This window comes from Parabacteroides sp. ASF519, assembly GCF_000364265.2.
GTDB classification, from domain to species: domain Bacteria; phylum Bacteroidota; class Bacteroidia; order Bacteroidales; family Tannerellaceae; genus Parabacteroides; species Parabacteroides goldsteinii.
The window spans coordinates 6084664-6104903 of the sequence record NZ_AQFV02000006.1; the positions used below are offsets into that span (position 1 = coordinate 6084664).

General features: G+C 45.0%; 19 protein-coding genes, 3 tRNA genes and 1 rRNA gene. 4 read left to right on the forward strand and 19 right to left on the reverse strand.

The window, feature by feature from the left end; all coding sequences use genetic code 11:
* Positions 1 to 37: 37 nt before the first annotated feature.
* The 4 genes from C825_RS24455 to C825_RS24470 all read right to left on the reverse strand — a co-directional run bounded on the left by C825_RS24455 (position 38) and on the right by C825_RS24470 (position 3220).
* Positions 38 to 111 (reverse strand) — tRNA-Ala (locus C825_RS24455).
* A 23-nt stretch (positions 112 to 134) separates the two neighbouring features.
* Positions 135 to 208 (reverse strand) — tRNA-Ile (locus C825_RS24460).
* Between the two features lie 147 nt (positions 209 to 355).
* Positions 356 to 1881: ribosomal RNA gene (locus C825_RS24465) — 16S ribosomal RNA — on the reverse strand.
* A gap of 706 nt (positions 1882 to 2587) precedes the next feature.
* The gene (locus C825_RS24470; protein ID WP_010800531.1) at positions 2588 to 3220 is read right to left on the reverse strand and encodes a hypothetical protein; all 633 of its coding nucleotides are present in this window, start codon (positions 3218 to 3220) and stop codon (positions 2588 to 2590) included.
* A gap of 130 nt (positions 3221 to 3350) precedes the next feature.
* On the opposite strand from C825_RS24470, the gene C825_RS24475 reads away from it, so the two are divergent.
* Both C825_RS24475 and C825_RS24480 read left to right on the forward strand, forming a co-directional pair.
* The gene (locus C825_RS24475) at positions 3351 to 4784 is read left to right on the forward strand and encodes a sensor histidine kinase (protein ID WP_228100065.1); all 1434 of its coding nucleotides are present in this window, start codon (positions 3351 to 3353) and stop codon (positions 4782 to 4784) included.
* Positions 4781 to 5464, forward strand: a complete 684-nt coding sequence (locus C825_RS24480) for a response regulator transcription factor (RefSeq protein WP_010800533.1) — start codon at positions 4781 to 4783, stop codon at positions 5462 to 5464. The genes C825_RS24475 and C825_RS24480 overlap by 4 nt, the downstream gene beginning before the upstream one ends.
* A 5-nt stretch (positions 5465 to 5469) precedes the next feature.
* Here C825_RS24480 and C825_RS24485 read toward each other — a convergent pair whose 3' ends face one another.
* The 5 genes from C825_RS24485 to mltG all read right to left on the reverse strand — a co-directional run bounded on the left by C825_RS24485 (position 5470) and on the right by mltG (position 10079).
* Positions 5470 to 6258: a 4Fe-4S binding protein gene (locus C825_RS24485; RefSeq protein ID WP_009859486.1), complete on the reverse strand. Its 789-nt coding sequence runs from the start codon at positions 6256 to 6258 to the stop codon at positions 5470 to 5472.
* A 5-nt stretch (positions 6259 to 6263) separates the two neighbouring features.
* Positions 6264 to 6770 carry a peroxiredoxin family protein gene (locus C825_RS24490; protein WP_009859487.1) on the reverse strand — a complete coding sequence of 169 codons (507 nt, stop codon included), beginning with the start codon at positions 6768 to 6770 and terminating at the stop codon, positions 6264 to 6266.
* A gap of 5 nt (positions 6771 to 6775) precedes the next feature.
* Positions 6776 to 7357, reverse strand: a complete 582-nt coding sequence (locus tag C825_RS24495; protein WP_009859488.1) for an indolepyruvate oxidoreductase subunit beta — start codon at positions 7355 to 7357, stop codon at positions 6776 to 6778.
* The gene (locus C825_RS24500; protein WP_010800534.1) at positions 7354 to 8952 is read right to left on the reverse strand and encodes a thiamine pyrophosphate-dependent enzyme; all 1599 of its coding nucleotides are present in this window, start codon (positions 8950 to 8952) and stop codon (positions 7354 to 7356) included. The genes C825_RS24495 and C825_RS24500 overlap by 4 nt, the downstream gene beginning before the upstream one ends.
* Before the next feature lie 83 nt (positions 8953 to 9035).
* On the reverse strand, positions 9036 to 10079 hold the full coding sequence (gene mltG / locus C825_RS24505) for an endolytic transglycosylase MltG (RefSeq protein ID WP_009859490.1): 1044 nt from the start codon (positions 10077 to 10079) through the stop codon (positions 9036 to 9038).
* Positions 10080 to 10225: 146 nt separating this feature from the next.
* Here mltG and C825_RS24510 point away from each other — a divergent pair.
* Both C825_RS24510 and C825_RS24515 read left to right on the forward strand, forming a co-directional pair.
* Positions 10226 to 10312: transfer RNA gene (locus tag C825_RS24510), tRNA-Ser, on the forward strand.
* A 251-nt stretch (positions 10313 to 10563) separates the two neighbouring features.
* Positions 10564 to 10872, forward strand: a complete 309-nt coding sequence (locus C825_RS24515) for a hypothetical protein (RefSeq protein ID WP_010800535.1) — start codon at positions 10564 to 10566, stop codon at positions 10870 to 10872.
* Between the two features lie 76 nt (positions 10873 to 10948).
* On the opposite strand, the gene C825_RS24520 is transcribed toward C825_RS24515, so the two are convergent.
* The 10 genes from C825_RS24520 to C825_RS24565 form a co-directional block, all read right to left on the reverse strand.
* Entirely contained in the window at positions 10949 to 11206 is a 258-nt protein-coding gene (locus C825_RS24520; RefSeq protein ID WP_009859492.1) for a hypothetical protein, read from the reverse strand.
* 96 nt (positions 11207 to 11302) lie between these two features.
* Complete coding sequence (locus C825_RS24525; RefSeq protein WP_009859493.1) at positions 11303 to 12046, reverse strand: alpha/beta hydrolase; 744 nt, start codon at positions 12044 to 12046, stop codon at positions 11303 to 11305.
* Between the two features lie 49 nt (positions 12047 to 12095).
* Positions 12096 to 12953 carry a helix-turn-helix transcriptional regulator gene (locus tag C825_RS24530; protein ID WP_224264370.1) on the reverse strand — a complete coding sequence of 286 codons (858 nt, stop codon included), beginning with the start codon at positions 12951 to 12953 and terminating at the stop codon, positions 12096 to 12098.
* A gap of 292 nt (positions 12954 to 13245) precedes the next feature.
* A complete protein-coding gene (fumC, locus tag C825_RS24535; protein ID WP_009859495.1) occupies positions 13246 to 14646 on the reverse strand; it encodes a class II fumarate hydratase in 1401 nt (466 codons plus the stop codon).
* Positions 14647 to 14702: 56 nt separating this feature from the next.
* Complete coding sequence (locus C825_RS24540; RefSeq protein ID WP_010800537.1) at positions 14703 to 16022, reverse strand: MATE family efflux transporter; 1320 nt, start codon at positions 16020 to 16022, stop codon at positions 14703 to 14705.
* A gap of 378 nt (positions 16023 to 16400) precedes the next feature.
* A complete protein-coding gene (locus tag C825_RS24545; protein ID WP_010800538.1) occupies positions 16401 to 16769 on the reverse strand; it encodes a VOC family protein in 369 nt (122 codons plus the stop codon).
* Positions 16770 to 16858: 89 nt separating this feature from the next.
* Entirely contained in the window at positions 16859 to 17680 is an 822-nt protein-coding gene (locus C825_RS24550; protein ID WP_010800539.1) for an AraC family transcriptional regulator, read from the reverse strand.
* 225 nt (positions 17681 to 17905) lie between these two features.
* A complete protein-coding gene (locus tag C825_RS24555) occupies positions 17906 to 18763 on the reverse strand; it encodes an AraC family transcriptional regulator (RefSeq protein ID WP_044215299.1) in 858 nt (285 codons plus the stop codon).
* A gap of 106 nt (positions 18764 to 18869) precedes the next feature.
* Positions 18870 to 19241: a DUF4907 domain-containing protein gene (locus C825_RS24560; RefSeq protein ID WP_009859500.1), complete on the reverse strand. Its 372-nt coding sequence runs from the start codon at positions 19239 to 19241 to the stop codon at positions 18870 to 18872.
* On the reverse strand, positions 19216 to 20217 hold the full coding sequence (locus C825_RS24565; protein ID WP_009859501.1) for a Kelch repeat-containing protein: 1002 nt from the start codon (positions 20215 to 20217) through the stop codon (positions 19216 to 19218). Before C825_RS24565 ends, C825_RS24560 begins: the two co-directional genes overlap by 26 nt.
* Between the last annotated feature and the right edge of the window lie 23 nt (positions 20218 to 20240).

Here is a 20240-nt window from a genome sequence, read left to right on the forward strand (position 1 = left end):
CGTTACTTTACGTTTCTGATGTCTCGGTAACTTTTTGTGGAGAATAACGGATTCGAACCGTTGACCCTCTGCGTGCAAGGCAGATGCTCTAGCCAGCTGAGCTAATCCCCCAAAATTCTCTCTCAGAGATTCTGTAGTCCCAGGCAGAGTTGAACTGCCGACCTCTACATTATCAGTGTAGCGCTCTAACCAACTGAGCTATAGGACTGTCAACTTTGCCTTGGTTTCCCTCAGCATCATTTTTCTCTCTTGCCGACACTTTATTGCCGGTAGATCTATATTTTATACATATTCAACCGTAGTACAAGTTAACTAATACCTCTGAGTCAACTTGATAACGAACTCTGCGCTCCAGAAAGGAGGTGTTCCAGCCGCACCTTCCGGTACGGCTACCTTGTTACGACTTAGCCCCAGTCATCGGTTTTACCCTAGGCCGATCCTTGCGGTTACGGACTTTAGGTACCCCCAACTCCCATGGCTTGACGGGCGGTGTGTACAAGGCCCGGGAACGTATTCACCGCGCCATGGCTGATGCGCGATTACTAGCGAATCCAGCTTCACGAAGTCGGGTTGCAGACTTCGATCCGAACTGAGATGGGGTTTGGAGATTAGCATCCGCTCACACGGTAGCTGCCCTTTGTCCCCACCATTGTAACACGTGTGTCGCCCCGGATGTAAGGGCCGTGCTGATTTGACGTCATCCCCACCTTCCTCACAGCTTACGCTGGCAGTCTCACTAGAGTCCTCAGCATGACCTGTTAGTAACTAGTGATAAGGGTTGCGCTCGTTATGGCACTTAAGCCGACACCTCACGGCACGAGCTGACGACAACCATGCAGCACCTCGCAAATTGCTATTACTAGAGACTCTGTTTCCAGAGCTGTCAATATGCGTTCAAACCCGGGTAAGGTTCCTCGCGTATCATCGAATTAAACCACATGTTCCTCCGCTTGTGCGGGCCCCGTCAATTCCTTTGAGTTTCACCGTTGCCGGCGTACTCCCCAGGTGGATTACTTAACGCTTTCGCTGTGCCGCTTACTGTGTATCGCAAACAGCTAGTAATCATCGTTTACTGCGTGGACTACCAGGGTATCTAATCCTGTTTGATCCCCACGCTTTCGTGCTTCAGTGTCAGTTATAGTTTAGTAAGCTGCCTTCGCAATCGGAGTTCTGCGTGATATCTATGCATTTCACCGCTACACCACGCATTCCGCCTACCTCAAATATACTCAAGTCAACCAGTTTCAACGGCAATTTTATGGTTGAGCCACAAACTTTCACCGCTGACTTAATTAACCACCTACGCACCCTTTAAACCCAATAAATCCGGATAACGCTCGCATCCTCCGTATTACCGCGGCTGCTGGCACGGAGTTAGCCGATGCTTATTCATATGGTACATACAAAAAGGAACACGTTCCTCACTTTATTCCCATATAAAAGAAGTTTACAAACCATAGATCCTTCATCCTTCACGCGACTTGGCTGGTTCAGGCTCTCGCCCATTGACCAATATTCCTCACTGCTGCCTCCCGTAGGAGTCTGGTCCGTGTCTCAGTACCAGTGTGGGGGACCTTCCTCTCAGAACCCCTATCCATCGTGGACTTGGTGAGCCGTTACCTCACCAACTATCTAATGGAACGCATGCCCATCTATCAGCGATAATTCTTTAACAAATATTTCCATGTGGAACCCCTGTTTTATGCGGTATTAGTCCGACTTTCGCCGGGTTATTCCCCTCTGATAGGTAGGTTGCATACGCGTTACTCACCCGTGCGCCGGTCGCCACCAATGTATTGCTACACCGTGCTGCCCCTCGACTTGCATGTGTTAAGCCTGTCGCTAGCGTTCATCCTGAGCCAGGATCAAACTCTTCGTTGTTTAAATTGTTTTATATCTATGCTCAGAATTCGTATTTATTTTCAAGTTATTGACGGTATTAATTTTTAATACTTGTACTACTTGTTGATATGTAAATCTTTCAAAGAACTTTCGCTTTCTTTTCGATTGCAGCTGCAAAGGTAAGGACTTTTTTTAAACTACCAAATTTTTCAGAAGAAAATTTGAAAAGTTTTTTTGAGTCGCTGTGGCGGTTGGAATTTTGCTTAGAATCTCTAACCTCATCCCCTTTCCTCAGGTTACCTCTTTCATCATGTTGGTGCGCCGTTCTCTCTCGAATGCGGGTGCAAAAGTAGTAGATTACTATATATACTCCAAACTTTTTACCAACTATTTTTCATTTATTTTTTAACGGCAGGCACTGTAATATAATGTACGCACAAAGAAGACTGAAAAAATATTCCTCACTTACCGGTACTACCCGCATCTTTCGATTCGACCATACGGTTACTTTAGGTTTTTGTCTACTTATTTCAGGACACGACTTCCCTTTCTTTTATTCGTTCAATATATATTGAATGAATAATACACTATTATCAAATGAATAAAACATATATGTCTTCTTTGCGTTTGATATATATCAAACGAATCACTTATACTGTAGCCGGGCTGAGTTATATACAAGTATATACAGAAAACGAAGGAAGGAAAAAGGTATCTATACATAACCTTAAAAAACTCAGGATTACTAAATATTTTTCTTCCCATATTTAAAAATATAACTAAAACCAATCCCTATTTCTATAGGAGTCGATGTTTTCAGTTTCTTATCAAATTCAACAATTCCTGATTTATAATAATCCAACGTGCTATATCCCAACCAAGCGGCTATAGAAAAAGAACGACCTACCGGATACTGATAACCAGCCTTTATTACATATTCGAATTCGTGATGAATAGATTGCCCCTTATTTGCCAAACGATCGAAATTCCAATTCAGTCGGTTGTAAGCAAATTTATTTTCAATAAAGATATAATGGGAACGATCAATTTTTTCTTCGTATTTAATTGGCAAATAAAACTTCGGAGAGATATGAAGAGAAAAAAAAGAACCTTTATAGACTAAATTATCCCCTCTTAATCCTCCCAACCCAACTCGCTGTGTAAAACCACCTCCACCAAAACCAGCATTAACCCCAAAAAAAGGGACAAAATCAAATTCATATCCGATATCAGCGGCAATAACTCCAGGATTACCTATTTGGCTCAATGTGTAATGCCAACCGAATAAATATTTGAAACCGGCATTAATCTTCTGTCCTTCCTGAGCATAAGATACGACAACAGGCAATAGCAATAATAAAACCAGTATCTTCTTCATATTATTCTTTCGTTTAAGACAATACAAATATAGAAAGAGCCCCCAAATCAAACCGTTACCACATTGCCATCTTCTGTTATTTAGTGTTACCACAGGAATAAACGAAGACAAATCAAGTTATATTTGTAATATGAAATTACAAATGCGTCTTATACTGATCTTCGTTTCCTTATCGGTCCTGGGAATATTCTTTTTCCAGGGATATTGGTTATGGAACAGTTATAACATAGAAAAACAACAAATCAGAAGAATTATCAACGAAACACTTCAGCAAGCAATTAATGAAGATCTGACAGACCGGATGGAAAAAATGAAAAACGACACGACACCCGGTGCACCTCACGGCCAAGTGGAGTTCAGTTTTTCTATGGACAGTACTTCCCATACAGCCTCCCAACAGACACCCCGGAAATATTATTCCCGTACCCGGCTCCAATTATCCAATGAAACCGACAGCACCGTTTTTCAGGCTTATAAGCCGGAAAACACCCCCATGATGAGAATGGCATTCAAAGGAATCTGGCAAGCTATTAACGGGATTTCTCCTGTAAACATTGAAAAAACCGACAGCCTATGGTCTACCTTTCTCAGTGCAGAAGGTATATACAACCGTCATTTTATCGACTTTACACTAGGCAATGACACTCTCCTGGCCTCTTCTTTGCCGGATAACCAGAATCCAACCAATTTGCTTGCCACCCAAAAAATAGGCGTTAACAGTGACGATAGTATCGGCATGCAAGGATTTATCATTGCACCCGGAGAGACAGTACTCAAGCGGATGGGGCCATTGTTTCTCGCCTCATTCTTTCTGATTATCATTACGACAACTTGTTATATCTACCTGATACGAACCATTTTACACCAGAAAACGATCGCCCAGATAAAAAATGATTTTGTCAACAACATGACCCATGAACTGAAGACTCCGATCACCATTACTTACTCAGCTATCGACGCTTTGCAAACATTCAATTTCGTCGAACAAAAAGAGACACGGGAGGAATATTTCACACTTTGCCGCCAACAATTAAAGCATCTTTCCGGTCTGGTTGAAAAGATACTTAGCATGGCTGTCGACGAGCGCAAAAACTTCCGGCTGCAAAAAGAGACTTTCCGGATAAAACCGGTCATAGATAATCTGGCACAACAGCTTACGCTAAAAACAGATAAACCTGTTTCTTTTCAGATCGTCTGTGAACCTGAGGAACTGACGATATATGCCGATAAACTGCATTTCACCAATGTAATCAGCAATATGCTCGATAATTCAATCAAGTACTCCGGAAAAAGCGTACTAATCTCCATTCGGATAAACCGAATAGAGAAAGGGACTCAAATCGACCTGACAGATAACGGTATAGGCATCCCTACCGTTCAACTAAACCGCATATTCGAACGTTTCTATCGTGTCCCCAAGGGGAATATACATGACGTGAAAGGTTTCGGACTCGGACTCAGCTATGTCAAAGACATCATAGAGCGGCATAACGGGACTATTACCGTTGAAAGCAAAGAAAAAGAAGGAAGTACATTTACTATTATAATACCGGAAAAGAAATGATACATGTATTATTGGCCGAAGATGAAATAGCATTAGCTAAAATAATCAAAGACAGCTTGGAAAGCCGCCGGAAATTCCAAATTACAATTGCGGCAAACGGCAATGAAGCAATGTCTTTATATCACCGCTCAAAACCAGATATCCTGGTATTGGATGTGATGATGCCTCAAATGGATGGATTCACGCTTGCCAAAATGATCCGTCAAACCGACACACAGACACCGATCTTATTCCTTACCGCACGCTCGTCGGTCGATGACCTGGTAACCGGTTTTCATCTGGGAGGAAATGATTATCTGAAAAAGCCGTTCGACATGGAAGAATTGATCGTTCGCATCCTCGCCCTATTGAACCGTCCGATAATCATAGAAGAAGAAAAGCGACCGGAGGTTTTCAGCATCGGTCAATATACGTTCGATTACCCCCGTCAGACGTTACAGATAAGCAACCAAACAGAAACATTATCGCATCGGGAAGCCGAGATTCTACGCATGCTTTGCCAACATACGAATGATGTATTGCACCGTAAACCGGTTTTACTGGAGTTATGGGGAGACGATTCCTTTTTCAATGCCCGCAGCATGGATGTTTTTATCACCAAGCTACGTAAAAAATTAAAAGCCGATCCCTCGGTTCAGATTGTGAACATCCGGGGGATCGGCTATAAACTGATCATATAGTAAAATCAAATAAACAATTCCGGTTCGCGACGTGCGCTGAAGTTTTTATGAAGCATAGCCGTATAGGGAGTATCGAAAGTACGGGCCCCTTCCGGACATTCTTTTACGCAAGCACAGCATTTAATACAAAGCGACGGATCACTGAACATACGATCATCGACAATCGATATCGCCGCAACAGGGCATACATCGATACAATACTCACATTGTGTACACAAATCCTCATCCGTCACAGGAGCCTGTGGAGTGGAAGGACCTTTTACTTTGTACGGGAAATTTCCTTTTACCTCCAACGGCTGTAAATCCGTCAACGTCGATACGTTATCCAACTTTTTCAGAATTTCGCTACCGAATTCGGATGCTTTCAACAAATCGTCCTTATCCGGCCGACCGGCGGCAATAGGCATATCTTTCCGACTGTATGAATGCTCACCGATAAAGGCACCGGCACTCACCGGCACGAATCCCTGAGCGGAAAGTGCATCGCTTAACTCCTTTAAAGCGTCTTCGTAATCGCGGTTTCCGTAGACTACGACAGGAATAACCGGAGTTGCGTTTCCTTTAAACATACGGATGCGCTCCATAGCCGTCTCCGCAACGCGGCCTCCATATACAGGAACCGCAACGATTACCAGTTCATTTCCTCCCATCGAAAGCGGTTCCTTCAATCCTTCATGGGTAATATCCGATTCGGACAAAGTATCCGCTTCCAACGCTTCGGCAATTGCATAAGCTATTTTTGCAGAAGTATGCGTCGGAGAGAAATAAATCAAATGTATATTCTGATATTGCATATCGTTTACTTTAAAGATGCACCAATCTTATCCATCAATCCGGCAAACTCCTCTTCGGTATATCCCTTGCCGGCATACATCACTTTTCCGTCTTTACCTATCAGATAAGTACGGGGAATCAGGTTCTTTGCAAATGCCCCGAAGATGGCACGGTTCTTATCCGGATACAACGGGAAGGTGAAACCTTTTTTCTCATTATACTTTGCCAACTCGGCATCTGTATGTTCACGTCCAATCACCAACATCTGAAAGTTTTTATTATCCTTAAACTTCGGCCACAACTTCTGCTGTACTTCCGCCAGTTCTTTCTGACAGGGAGGACACCAGGTTGCAAAGAAATTTATCAGCACTACTTTCCCTTTCAGGGAAGCAGACGAGATTTGTTTACCATCGTCGGAAACGATCGTGAATGCAGGCATCTGGTCGCCCACTTTTATAATATCACCATCGTTCTGAGCACGGGCTACAAACGCGAAAATTGCAAGCAGGACGGTTAAGAGGTACTTCTTCATAGGCTTTATTTTATTCTTTGGGCAACATCGTAACCGGCTTTCAGGGCTTTCAGGTTCATCTCAACCACTTCTTCCCCTTTACGACCGAAGATACGACGGATACCATCTTCTATTTTATTATACTCAATTCCAATAAAAGGAGCAGCAGCACCCAACATCACGATATTGGCGGCACGGGCCGTAGCGACTTCCTTAGCTATAGCTTCCACATCCAGGATAACCTTATGCGGCAATTTATCCAGCTCTTCGTTTACTTTCTCCATATCCGGATAATTAGGGATATTGACAAACGGCTGTGAATTAGTCACCAACCAACCATCTTCTTTCAGATAAGGAAGATAACGGAGACTTTCCATCGGTTCCAGGGAAATGATCAGGTCGGCATGTCCCTTCGGAATCAGGTCGGACGCGATCGGCTGGTCAGACAAACGCAGGTTCGACTGTACGTCGCCACCACGCTGGCTCATTCCGTGAACTTCCGCCTGCTTCATATACAAACCTTCTTTCAAAGCGGCTTCTCCAATAACGGCGGCAATAGAGAGGATACCTTGTCCTCCTACACCTGACAATATAATATCTGCTCTCATTTCTTGCTTGCTTTTTTCTTTCTTGTTAATGTCTGGATACATTCACGACGCGGGATCAGGACAGATACGCCTTTGTATTCGATCTCTTCGCGGATGATCTGTTTCATTTCTTCGTAATTCTTCTTCAACGGGATCATAACACGGATATGAGCGGGATCAACACCGATACCTGCACAGATAGCTTCCAGGCGTCCTGTTCCGGCTGAATCCTGTCCGCCGGTCATAGCCGTTGTTTCATTATCGGAAATCACGATTGTGATGTTTGTATCCTCATTGACACAATCCAGCAAACCGGTCATACCGGAATGCGTGAAAGTAGAATCACCAATTACCGATACGGCCGGGAATACACCGGCATCAGAAGCCCCTTTTGCCATTGTAATGGAAGCCCCCATATCGATACAAGAATCGATTGCACGGAACGGAGGCAAAGCTCCCAACGTGTAACAACCGATATCGCCGAATACTTTCGGGTCTTTATATTCAGCCAGCACCTCATTCAATGCTTCATACACATCGCGGTGACCGCAACCCTGGCATAATGCAGGCGGACGCTGTTCCACCACTTCGGGGATAGCATAGTAACTGGTAATATCTTTGCCTAAAGCCTTGCCTACGGCATCCGGAGTCAACTCGCCGTCACGCTGTAAAGTCCCGTCCAAACGGCCGTGAACAGTTATCCCTTTACTCAGGAACCCTTTCAATTGTTCTTCCACAACCGGATAGCCTTCTTCAAGCACCAGAATTTCCTTACATTCACCGGTAATCTTTTCCACCAACTTACGTGGCAACGGATATTGAGTAATCTTCAATACCGGATATTCGAACCCGTCAGGATAATTCTCCGACAGATAGTTGAATGCAATACCGGTTGTAATGATACCCATCTCTTTGTTGGGAGCATCGAAATACTGGTTATATTTTGAACTTTCAGCCGCTTCGGTAAACCCTTTCTGCGCTTCCAGCAATACTTTGAAACGTTTGCGTGCCAAAGCCGGAAGCAAGATAAAACGCTGACGGCCGTCAGGCGGACAACTCATCGTATTTTCTTCCTTGATCGGACGCGTTACCACACCGGCACGAGAGTGCGCCATACGGGTAGTAATACGCATCAAGATCGGATAACCCAGTTTTTCTGAAAGCTCGAAACCTTCATACACCATATCGTATGCTTCCTGCTGGCTGGATGGTTCCAACATCGGGATCATAGCAAAATTTCCATATACACGGTTATCCTGCTCGTTCTGTGATGAGTGCATGGAAGGGTCGTCAGCCGTAATAATAATCATACCACCGTTGATACCGCTCATTCCGGCATTCATAAAGCAGTCTGCCGCCACATTCAGTCCGACATGTTTCATACAGCAAAGCGAACGCTTTCCGGCATAACTCATACCTAAAGCTGCCTCCATTGCTGTTTTTTCATTCGTACTCCAACGGCTGTGTATTCCCCGTTCTTTCGCTACTGCCGAGCCTTGTATATACTCGGTAATTTCAGTAGAAGGGGTACCCGGATAGGCATAAACACCGGAAATACCGGCATCGATCGCAGCCTGTGCGATAGCCTCATCCCCCAAGAATAGTTGTTTTTCCATGTATATTTGTTTTCTTAAATTGATTTTTATGTTATACCAACAGCCAAAGATACAGCTTTTACCATAAACAAAAAGCAAAAAGCCTACCGAATCTTTCTCCTGTTCAGTTCAGCCCGGTAACGGTTTGCATTGCGATTATGCTCTGCCAGCGTTGCCGCAAAATTATGCCGGCCCGAAAAATCTTCTTTGGCGCACATATAAAGATAATTATGCTTCATATAATTCAAAACGCTGTCCATCCCCTTGATAGTCGGGACACGCAGCGGTCCGGGCGGCAACCCGGCATATTTATATGTATTATATGGAGAATCTATTTCCAGATGTTCGAACAGGATACGTTGCAAGGTAAAATCACCCACTGCAAATTTGACGGTAGGATCGGCTTGTAACGGTATGCCACGATGCAGACGATTCAGATACAAACCAGCCACAATCGGATATTCATCCGCCGCAGCCGTTTCTTCCTCTACGATGGAGGCCAGGATGGCGACTTCCGCAGGTGTCAGATCAATCGCTTTTGCCTTCTCCAGACGTGCTTCCGTCCAGAAGGCTTTATATTCACGATTCATACGCTGCATCAGTTTTTCTGCGGGAATATTCCAATAGACCTCATAGGTGTTCGGAATAAACATGGAGAGGATTGTTTCGGTAGTAAATCCCAGCGAATCGCAATAAGCCGAATCGTTCAGCAAGACAAGCAGGTCATCTTTATCCAGCATCAACTGTTCGTCCAACCGTTCCACCAGATCATCTTTAAAGCGGATATTATTAAAGGTAAGACGAGTTGCCACCTGATGACCGCGCCGCAGATCGTTCAACAGTTCCAGGTTGCTCATTCCCGGCGATACCGCATATCGGCCGGTCTTCATATTTCCCTGGTATTGCAGGAATCCGGCCAACTGTTTAAAACTTCCGATACGATTGCAGCCGGCCGAATCAATCAACTGACGGCAAAGTTCGCCGAAATCCTTGTCTTTTCCTATATACAGATAAACCGTTTCTTTGGGAGTAAAGTTAGGCGCCCATGCCAGACGGTATCCCCAGAAACCTGTGCCCGCCAGCAAAAAGACTAAAAATACGACAATCCCAATTAGTATATTACGCTTCCCCTGTTTTTTCTTATTCATTTTTTCCTCCAATAAAATACTGATTATCAGAACAGGTCACAAAAGTAATACCTTTTTCCGAAAAAATAGATGCAAAATCCTTTGTTTATTTAAAAACATCCGCCTATCTTTGCAGCGCAATTCTAAGGAAGAAGCACAGAACACATGGAAGTGTGGGTGAGTGGCTGAAACCACCAGTTTGCTAAACTGACGTACTCGTAAGGGTACCGGGGGTTCGAATCCCCCCGCTTCCGCTCCAAAGGCTGTTAGTCGAAAGATTGACAGCCTTTGTTGTTTTATCCCCTAAAACGAACCTGCCATTGAGGAAAATTTCATCACATTTCCCCAATTCCACATCCCCATTCTACAGTCTGGCACAATCACGAATACGCAATACTATTTGATTATCAACACACACGCAATCATAGCATCCGTTTGGCACACGAATTGAATTACATTAAGCGTATTAGTAATAAAAGATTGTTGAATTAAAAAAATTAAGATCATGAAAAAGGTATTAGTAGTAATGGCAATGGTTATGGGTGTTGGTTGTATGAGTGCTATCGCAGCAGAAACAAGTGTTGATTCAGTAGCTTGCTGTCAGTCTACTCAGGATGAGTACACAAAGGTTGAAGTGGCAGATGTTCCCGAAGTAGTGAAAACAGCAGTTGAAAAAGCCTATGCAGGCCAGACCATCAAAGAAGCCTCTGTAGCAGAAAAAGACGGAGCCAAGACTTATAAACTTGTTATCGCTACAGCCGAAGGTACGGAAAGCACAGTTACCTTCAATGACAAAGGCGAAGAAGTAAAATAAAATTTAATAACAACAGTTATGTCGGTTAAGACAAACGTCCGGATGTCCCCAGGGAAGTCCGGACGTTTTGTTGTTTTTAGCTCTCATGTTTTTCAGCCCATTCAAATATAACCGGACTCTGCACATCCACACCGAACTCCGCCGCTTTTTGCAGGATACGGTAAGCCAGCAACGGCTTCTTATCCTCGGGTGCATATCTGAAATAAGATTCGGCAGCCCTTACATGGGCCGCATCGGGCATAGGAAACTCACGGGTTTCCGGAAGGCCAAAATCAGAGGAAGGAAGTTCCTTGCGTTCTTCTGTCGTCAACTTGTCACTAAACCTGTTTACCATAATCATTTATTTTTGATTGTTCATTATAACCCACTCAACAACCAAAAAGCTCATTTCTATTGCCTGATTTAGCAATTATTCTATTAAAACAGGGAATCAATCCTCTTTCTTCAGCAAGATGATATCCAGAATGGAACTGACTGTATCCGCTTTTTTGACCACCATCAGATGATCGCCTCCCTCAACGGGAAAAACATTTTCAAGCCGGTCATAAGGAAAGATCTGATCGGCCGTGCCATGAATATGATAAAGGTGTTCGCTCTTATTGTCCGGTACCCAGTCAGTGATCTGTTCTACCGCCCATTTGATATATATGGGATCGGTAACAGTCATATACTCTGCCAGGTCGGAATTGGAGGCATTATATACCAGGCGGTTAAAGGCATTGGTAATAAAGTCGGTCGACGAGAAAAGCCGTTTAGGCATAAACTCCATCAGGTTGACTTTCCTGACTGCCTGGAAAAGAATAGGGATTTCCCTTTTGCTTTTAAAGGAAGAAATGATAACGCACTTCTCCGGTTTCAGAAAAAGTGTCATCTCCTGCATGATAACGGCACCAAAAGAATAACCGATCAGGATAAACGGGCGCGAGGTGTCGATCGTCTTTGCCATCTTATGGGCATACTCCGACAATGATTCGTCGGGGCTGGGAATAAACCATTCAATATAGGCTTTTTTATACCCCTTCGGAAGCCGCAGTTTGTCAAAGACCTTACAGTTATAGCACATCCCGGAAATAAAATAGACAGTAATATCCTCCGCCTCCTTTTTCCAAAGCCAGTTTACCAACGATGACAAACGTCTCCACAGTCCGGGTGATTGCACTTTACTTCCTTCCATATATCATTTTTACTTTATAAGCATAAAGATAGTGGTTTTGTTCAAATGATCATCTATCGGCTTTCAGCTGACGTAATAATTCGGAAGGAGTGCAGCCAAACTGCTGCTTGCAGAAACGTGTAAAATGAGTCGCCGAGTTAAACTTATACAACCGCATAACATCACTCAGCGTATTTCCCGGTTCGGCCAGTTTGAAACGCACATGTTTTGCTTTTTGTTTCAATAACCATTGATGGGGAGAGATTCCGAACTCTTCCTTGAACTTATTATTAAAATTCGTACGTCCCATACCGGCTATTTTTGCCAACCCGTCCACCTGGTCCACCTTCAGATAATTTTCAAGTATGAGGGAACGGAAATCCAGCGATTTTCCAACGATAGGATGAAATAAATAAGCCAACTCTTCTTTTCGATAAAATCCTCGAAACAGCAAAAACAGCTCCATCGACTTTATCTCATGCAAATGCTTGCAGTTCATCTTCGACTCCAGGTATTCTATGATAGTCTCCAGGAATAAACGTAAAGGCGGATATATAACAGTCGGCTGATAATCATACTCGATCTCACGACTAAGGGGAGCCAGCGATTGAAGTTCCAGTTTATTGCAAGCACCGGGGAAACGGTCAAACGTAAATATAACAAGGTTGGAATCAGATAATATCTTACAGAAAAAATCAGAAGACTTCGGGATCAATATAAACTCATCCGACCGGATGATTCTGTTTCTTTGCTCATTACAACAAATAACAGCTTCACCTTCCAGGAAAAAGATCAGATGATGGCAATCCTTGTCCTGCTCTTTCAGTTCACTCTCCTCTCTTACTATACGATGTTTAAATCCAACTAAAATATCCGGAGAATAATCTTTACAAGATATATGCTCTTCTAAATAAAGTAACTTTTTCATTACATCCCCCATTTTTAATTCCGACATTAGTGTTTCCTCATATTTACCTTTACAACGGTATCGCATTCAGTCGGTTATTCACTCACTATACAAAAGGCTCATTTCACAATTTGAAACAAATGTATAACTTTTTCCGGTTAAACAACTCACATATCCATCGTTAATGTTTACATATCTGCTACGGAAATACGGCGAGGCTATTATTGTCCGGCGCTTTCCGAAAATAAAAAAGTGCAGTTCCTGCATATATTACAAAAACAGCACTTTATCAATTACTTATCAGAAAATTAAGTTACTCAATCCTGCCTACCATTCCGGAAGGATCCACCCATTCATCGAACTCTTCGGCCGTAAGCAACCCGGAATCAACGGCTGCCTGCTTCAACGATTTGTTTTCACGAAATGCTTTCTGGGCAATCGAAGCTGCTTTATAATAACCGATCTTCGGATTGAGTGCCGTCACCAACATCAAGGAGTCGTCCAGATGTTTCTTTATAGTCTCTTTTACCGGCTGGATACCGACAGCACAATGGTCGTTGAAACTCCGGCAACCATCACCGATCAGCCGCGCGCTGTGCAGAAAATTATAAATAATCATCGGCTTGTACACATTCAACTCAAACTGCCCCGACGCACCGCCTACGGAGATCGCCACATCGTTCCCCATGACCTGCGCTGCAATCATGGTGAGAGCTTCGCACTGGGTCGGGTTCACTTTCCCCGGCATGATAGACGAGCCCGGCTCATTTTCCGGCAAACGGATTTCACCGATTCCCGCACGCGGACCGGAACCCAGCATACGGATATCGTTAGCTATCTTCATCAGGCTGACTGCGACGCCTTTTAACGCACCGTGCGTTTCAACGATCGCATCATGGGTTGCCAGCGCCTCGAATTTATTGGGTGCCGTGACAAACGGCAGATCGGTCAGTTCCGATATTTTCTTTGCCACCTTCTCCCCGTAGTTTTCCGGAGTGTTGATACCGGTACCGACAGCCGTACCTCCCAGCGCCAGTTCCGCCAGATGCGGCAATGTATTCTTTATCGACTGGATGCCGTATTCCAGTTGGGCGGCATACCCGCTGAACTCCTGCCCCAAAGTCAAAGGAGTCGCATCCATAAAATGAGTACGCCCGATCTTGACGATCGGCATGAACTCCCGGCTTTTCATGACGAGGGTACGGTGCAACAACTCCAGAGACGGAATCGTATTCTCCCGAAGCATCTTATAAGCGGCGATGTGCATAGCCGACGGGAACGTATCATTAGACGACTGCGATTTATTCACATCGTCGTTAGCCATCAGGACCTTTACCTCATCGGTCAGTTTTCCGCCATTCAGGACATGTGCACGGTTGGCAATCACTTCATTCACATTCATATTGGTCTGCGTACCGCTACCAGTCTGCCAGACCACCAGGGGAAACGCCTCATCCAGGCGGCCCGCCAGTATCTCATCGCAGACACGTACTATCAGATCGCACTTTTCCGCCGACAGCACACCTGCATCCTTATTGGCCAGCGCAGCTCCTTTTTTGAGGTAGGCAAAGGCATAAATAATCTCTTTGGGCATACGGTTTATATCTTGTGCAATCTCAAAGTTTTCGATACTACGTTGCGTCTGCGCTCCGTAATAAGCATCCACGGGAACCCTGACGATTCCCATGGTATCTTTTTCTATTCGACATTCCATAACTTCTTCTTATTCGTTTTTCTTATAAAACCATTCAGATTATGAATTGTTTACGATTACAACCGGTATGTCTTTTTATATACACACTTCATGTACCAATAAGATAAGACGAAGAGAGACAGGACATAAATATGTTCCGTCGTCCAATACACAGCGAGAGGGAGATTCGGGGTTGCGGACAATACATACAGGTATATCACATAGAAAACCGTCGTAACCACTTCAAAAAGGAAAGCCGTACGGGTCCTTCCGGTTCCGGTAACGGCATTGCAATAAATATGAGCCGGAACCGAAAAGAGGTAATTAGCCAACATGACCGTAAAAGGCCAGAAGGCAATCCGGATCAACTCCTCATTCTTCGTATAAACGCCCAACACCGCATCGGAGAAAAAGAAGGTCAGCACAATCAAAGGAAGTCCTACAAAATAACCCAGGCAAACCATTTTACGGCACAAAGGCATCACCTTTGCGTATTCGCCTGCCCCTATCAGATTGCTGACCAACGATCCCGTTGTTGTCGAGAATGAGCAGACGATCACAAAAAAGACCGTCGATATGCTCCGGATGATATTGGCTACAGCCAGTATGTTTTCTCCCAGATGTTCAATCATCACGAAAAAAAAGAACCAGGGAGCCACACTGATAAAAGCATGCATCATACTCCACACGGAGAGATGAAGCAAACGGAGCAACAACAGGCCGTCATACACAGGCCGCAAGCCATACTGACGTTTGTCTACCTCCCGGAAGATATAGACAAGAAAGACGATTAAAAAAGATAATTCAGACAAGGTCGAAGCCAGAGCTGCGCCGGAAATACCCAACCGTGGAAACCCAGCATGACCGAATATCAACAGGTAATTCAGTAGGATATTGGTCGTCACCATAACCACGGCCCCGACAGTCAACACCCTGGTTTTGATAATCCCGACAAAGAAAGAACGGAAAGCCAGTGCCGGGAAAGTAAACAGAAGCCCGAATGTCCGCCAGTCGAGATAATCTATTACGGCACCATAGACCTCATCCGAAGTGACCAATCCGGATAAAATAACCGGTGCAATCCATTTGGATAACAGGAACAGGAAAACCGCCAGCACTACCAGGAAAAACAATCCCTGAAAAAACACCTTTCCCGTTTCATCGTATTTCTGTTCGCCGTTACGGCGTGCCACCATAACCTGCAATCCGAGGCTAAAACCAAAACCCAGCATATAAAGAATCAGGTAATACATGCCGGCCAGGGCAGAAGCGCCCAGTTCAACCTCCCCGTAATGCCCCAGAAATATAGCGTCGGTAATATTGATCAGTTGTTCCATTAAAATGCTCATCATCACGGGATAGTTGATGAGCCAGATCTGTTTGTATGTGAAATTCATAATTCAACTTAATATATAGCGTCGGCATACGTTCCCGCCAGAGAACATACCGCGACCATGAATACTAAAAAATAGATAGATTGTACCCTGTATAAAATAGGATAGCGAAAGTCAGGCAAAACAGTTTTTGCCTTATGTCCGGGAGAACGACGCTATATACAGAGTTGCCACTTCATAAGTTGAATAATCGGATTATTTGATTCGGGAACAAATGTAGGAGTTTTTTCAGGAAATAACAAGGAGGTGCCCAAAGTCTCTCCACAGTCATCCTTGGATAGCCCTAGGATCGCATACTACACCGACAAAACAGGTTGCATGAATTGTCGGATCAAGTGCGTCATGACAAAACAGACTTTACAGCACCTCCTTCAAGCATGTTTACTTATCAGAATACAATCCCAACGTATTTCCTTCGCTATCGGAAAACATTGCGAAATAGCCGCGGTCTTCGGATTCGATCTTTGTCTTTTCGCGGACGATGCTGCCACCGTTGGCTTTGATCAGAGCAAGCGTTGCATCCATGTCGTCCACATTCAGATGGACAAGCACGCCGTTCTTTGCCGGAAGGAAGTCGGCCGCCCATGAGATAGCACCCGGAGCCAAGCCGTCCTCGTCGGGGAAGAAAGCCATCTTTTCGGATTCGCATTCCATCACGCTCAATTCCAGGTTCAACACTGTTTCATAAAACTTCACGGCTCTGCCAAAATCTGCCGTAGGGATCTCGAAGAAAGAAACTAACTTTTTCATGTTCACTTTTTTTATCGTTAAACTATTTCTGCCAATTGACAATGCAAAGGTAGGACACGCCGAAGGAGCAAACTTGGAAAAAAAGGACATTAGTCGTTTTCGGTAGAAAAATAATCGGAATAGGGTGCACAGAGGGACAGGTATTCCTTCGGCGTATAGCCGGAGAATATTTTAAACTCGCTGATAAGATGAGGCTGGTCGTAGAAACCGCATTCGCAGGCCAGCCGCGAAAAGGTCATGCCCGGAACAGACTGCAACATATACAAAGCATGCTGGAAACGGACTATGCGCAGGAAATCTTTGGGACTGATCCCTATATGCCCGGTAAACACACGCTGAAACTGCTTGGTGCTTAAAAAGACGGAAGATGCCAGGTCGGATACACGTATCTCCCCTTTTTCACGGTCGATCGTCGAGATCACAGAACGCATGCGCTCCAGGTTATACGATTTCAAGGGATTTAACCGACGAAGGAGGAATTGCTCGACCAGACGGATACAATTCCGGTCTTCTGCTTCGTATAGGAGGCGGTCTTCCAGTTCCAGCAGGTCGCGGTCGCCTGCCTCACCGGCAGTAACCTTCCGGTCACAAAATTCGCTGACCGGTATACGGAAAAACGCATTGGCGGCATAGGTATGGAAAACGACAGCCAATATCTTTATATTTCCGGTATAGCTCAGGTCGGAGAAGCCGACGAACTGCCCGCACAGGACGGACTGGCTATCCAACCGGCGGGTATCCTGCCGGGAAGAAAGCGAGACCGGATTTCCGCGGTAGAAAAGCATCTGGATATTACCACACGGAATAATACGCTCGGTACTCCGGGCGACACTATCCGTCTCCAGCAACCAGTAATGCCTGATGTAAGGAGCAAGTGTCGGCGATGGTAATACGATCTGAAATGATTCCATGGCGGCAAATATACAAATTTATCCGGCCGGGATATAACTATCGAAGTACAAAACTGTCGGAGAGCTACCGACATCATTCCGGCAATCTGCCACCCTTTTTCCGTGGACTAAGGCAGGAATCATCCTACATGATTGCCACAATCATCCCACATGATTACTACAATCATCCGGGATGATTCCTGCTTTAGTCGTATAGGCGACCATGCCGATGTCCGGCAAAGCCGTCTATTCGACCGGGACATAAATCTCGGTCATCAACTCTTCCGGTGCCGTATTGGCCGGATTGTTCAGATACTTTTCATACCCCGGGGAGTCGGCCGGTTTATAGCCGCCTTCCGGTAACAGGTGCGAATAGACCGTATCGTATACGGATTTCAGATGTTCATAAGAACCCTGATAGCGGTAAACAGCATATTTGCCGCCCGGCAACTGTTTTACTCCTATTTCACCCCGCGGTTCCGCCGGTTTGGGGAGGATAAGGCAAACGTCTGTCCGCAACTTATCCGGCTCGGTCACTTTGGGATCGTTATGATAAATACAGATATGCTCGATGCCCTCCGAGAAGAGGTTCTGTTCTTTCACGAATCCCCATAACTTTTGCCAGGCTCCGCAATAATCGAGGTTCATATACGCTCCCGACAGACGCAGGTAAGCGATCTGGCAGGCCGGAAGTTCTTTCACTTCCGCTTCTATTTTCAAATCGTGTCTTATTTCTAATGGTCTCATGATAATGTAATCTTTGTTTTTACGATATCCGTTCGGCGAAATACCATAGAACTGTTTGAACACCTTCGACAGAGAAGAGGGTACATCGTATCCAACGCGCCAGGATATTTCCTGTACCGGCATATCAGAGTGACGCAGTAACCGAGCGGCCGTCTCGACTCGCATCCTGACGATAAAGGCACCTATATTTTCACCGAGGAATGCCTTTACTATCCGATGGAAATGCCAGGGCGAAAAACCGGACATTTCTGCCAGTATATCCAGATCAATTGTTTCGCTCAAATGATTGTTGATATACTCCACGAGGATATTTACTTTACGCTGATACTCTTCCGTTGTTGCAGGTCGTTGTTCCATATTCTTTTGTATTTCGCTACAAAGATAACCTCCGGCCTGAAAACCTACTTGTCCTATCTTGCTAAAAAGAGAAAGGGCGACCATCACTGGCAGCCCCTTCCGACGTTCACGTTGAATTATCGTTTGTTTCTAAATCAGAGAGTGAATGTTTAATATCATCCATTGTTATTGAAAAATTTTCATTGTTGTTGAGCCTTTCCAGGACCAGCGCGCCGATCTTACGGGCACTGGCCTCATCCGGGAAAGACCTTAGCGTGTCAATTGCAGGAATGGTGGGCTGATATATCAACACCTTCTCATTCATCACGATCCGATAGCCCCAGCCATCCTCCAATTGAAACGTTTGCAACTCCGGTTGCCGGCCGTCCGGAGACCCCTTTTCCCCGGGACGGAAATAAATAAGTAAAATAAGTACCGGTAGCAGCACCAAGCCCCAAAGAGCTTTTCTACCTTTAATAGTCATCATCGTCGTATTCATAAGGGTGAAGTTCCCAAACGTCATCAAAACGGTAAGTGCTGCTTTTACCCGTTGCCACAAATCCCCTCTCACCATTGGAGAAGCCGACCGCAACCGTACGGGCCGTACCTTTGAATTTGGCTACATTTTCCCACAAATCGGTTGCAGGATAATATTTCCAGGTGTCAGAACGTAAACTTCCGCTTTCACCGCAGGTCAGGTAGACAGCTCCGTCGATCACGAAAGCCACACCATTCATACGTGCTATATTATAATCATCGTCATAATCATCATCTGAAGTATCGGCTATGTCGCGTAATTGCGTCCATGATTCCGTCGACGGGTCAAACATCCAGAAATCGTCCACATATTCTCCGTTGTTCACTCCGCAGCAGACATATGCCTTGTTGTCCAAAACAAAACTGGTGGCACCCCAGCGTTTAGTCCCCCCGATACTAACGATCTGCTGCCAGCTGTTGGAAGAAGGATTGAACGCATAGAAATCTTTCAGATAATTTCCGTCGTCACCACAACCGATATAGGCCTTTCCGCTGACACCGAAAGCCACCGCACCGTAACGCGCCGTTCCGGGGAAGTCGGCTTTCTGTGTCCAAGTATTGGTAGCAGGGTCATATTCCCAGAAATCATTCAGACGGTTCACTCTGTCATAGCCGGTTCCGAAATAACCTTTACTATCGACAGTCATGGCCACCGCTGAGTTTCGGGCTGTCCCCGGGAAGTTAGCCTTTTGTGTCCAGGAATCGCGGTCCATATCATACTCCCACAAGTCTGACAGACAGTTTTTACCATCATACCCGCAAACCAGATAGCCTTTATTTCCGATAGAGAACGAAGAGGCATCACTGCGTGCCAGGCCGTCGAAGTCGGATACGCGATACCACTTACCTATCAAATCATCATCATCGTCATCCCCACAGGATACCATTACCAGAGGCAGCAACGCCAGCAGGAACAGAAATAGTCTTTTTTGTGTCATCATATAACGTGTTACTGTTTACG

Bases quoted from the DNA above. Each gene is read 5' to 3' on its own strand.
- C825_RS24470 (WP_010800531.1), bottom strand. From the start codon at position 3,220: ATGAAGAAGATACTGGTTTTATTATTGCTATTGCCTGTTGTCGTATCT.
- C825_RS24475 (WP_228100065.1), top strand. From the start codon at position 3,351: ATGAAATTACAAATGCGTCTTATACTGATCTTCGTTTCCTTATCGGTC.
- C825_RS24480 (WP_010800533.1), top strand. From the start codon at position 4,781: ATGATACATGTATTATTGGCCGAAGATGAAATAGCATTAGCTAAAATA.
- C825_RS24485 (WP_009859486.1), bottom strand. From the start codon at position 6,258: ATGCAATATCAGAATATACATTTGATTTATTTCTCTCCGACGCATACT.
- C825_RS24490 (WP_009859487.1), bottom strand. From the start codon at position 6,770: ATGAAGAAGTACCTCTTAACCGTCCTGCTTGCAATTTTCGCGTTTGTA.
- C825_RS24495 (WP_009859488.1), bottom strand. From the start codon at position 7,357: ATGAGAGCAGATATTATATTGTCAGGTGTAGGAGGACAAGGTATCCTC.
- C825_RS24500 (WP_010800534.1), bottom strand. From the start codon at position 8,952: ATGGAAAAACAACTATTCTTGGGGGATGAGGCTATCGCACAGGCTGCG.
- mltG (WP_009859490.1), bottom strand. From the start codon at position 10,079: ATGAATAAGAAAAAACAGGGGAAGCGTAATATACTAATTGGGATTGTC.
- C825_RS24515 (WP_010800535.1), top strand. From the start codon at position 10,564: ATGAAAAAGGTATTAGTAGTAATGGCAATGGTTATGGGTGTTGGTTGT.
- C825_RS24520 (WP_009859492.1), bottom strand. From the start codon at position 11,206: ATGGTAAACAGGTTTAGTGACAAGTTGACGACAGAAGAACGCAAGGAA.
- C825_RS24525 (WP_009859493.1), bottom strand. From the start codon at position 12,046: ATGGAAGGAAGTAAAGTGCAATCACCCGGACTGTGGAGACGTTTGTCA.
- C825_RS24530 (WP_224264370.1), bottom strand. From the start codon at position 12,953: ATGAAAAAGTTACTTTATTTAGAAGAGCATATATCTTGTAAAGATTAT.
- fumC (WP_009859495.1), bottom strand. From the start codon at position 14,646: ATGGAATGTCGAATAGAAAAAGATACCATGGGAATCGTCAGGGTTCCC.
- C825_RS24540 (WP_010800537.1), bottom strand. From the start codon at position 16,022: ATGAATTTCACATACAAACAGATCTGGCTCATCAACTATCCCGTGATG.
- C825_RS24545 (WP_010800538.1), bottom strand. From the start codon at position 16,769: ATGAAAAAGTTAGTTTCTTTCTTCGAGATCCCTACGGCAGATTTTGGC.
- C825_RS24550 (WP_010800539.1), bottom strand. From the start codon at position 17,680: ATGGAATCATTTCAGATCGTATTACCATCGCCGACACTTGCTCCTTAC.
- C825_RS24555 (WP_044215299.1), bottom strand. From the start codon at position 18,763: ATGGAACAACGACCTGCAACAACGGAAGAGTATCAGCGTAAAGTAAAT.
- C825_RS24560 (WP_009859500.1), bottom strand. From the start codon at position 19,241: ATGAATACGACGATGATGACTATTAAAGGTAGAAAAGCTCTTTGGGGC.
- C825_RS24565 (WP_009859501.1), bottom strand. From the start codon at position 20,217: ATGACACAAAAAAGACTATTTCTGTTCCTGCTGGCGTTGCTGCCTCTG.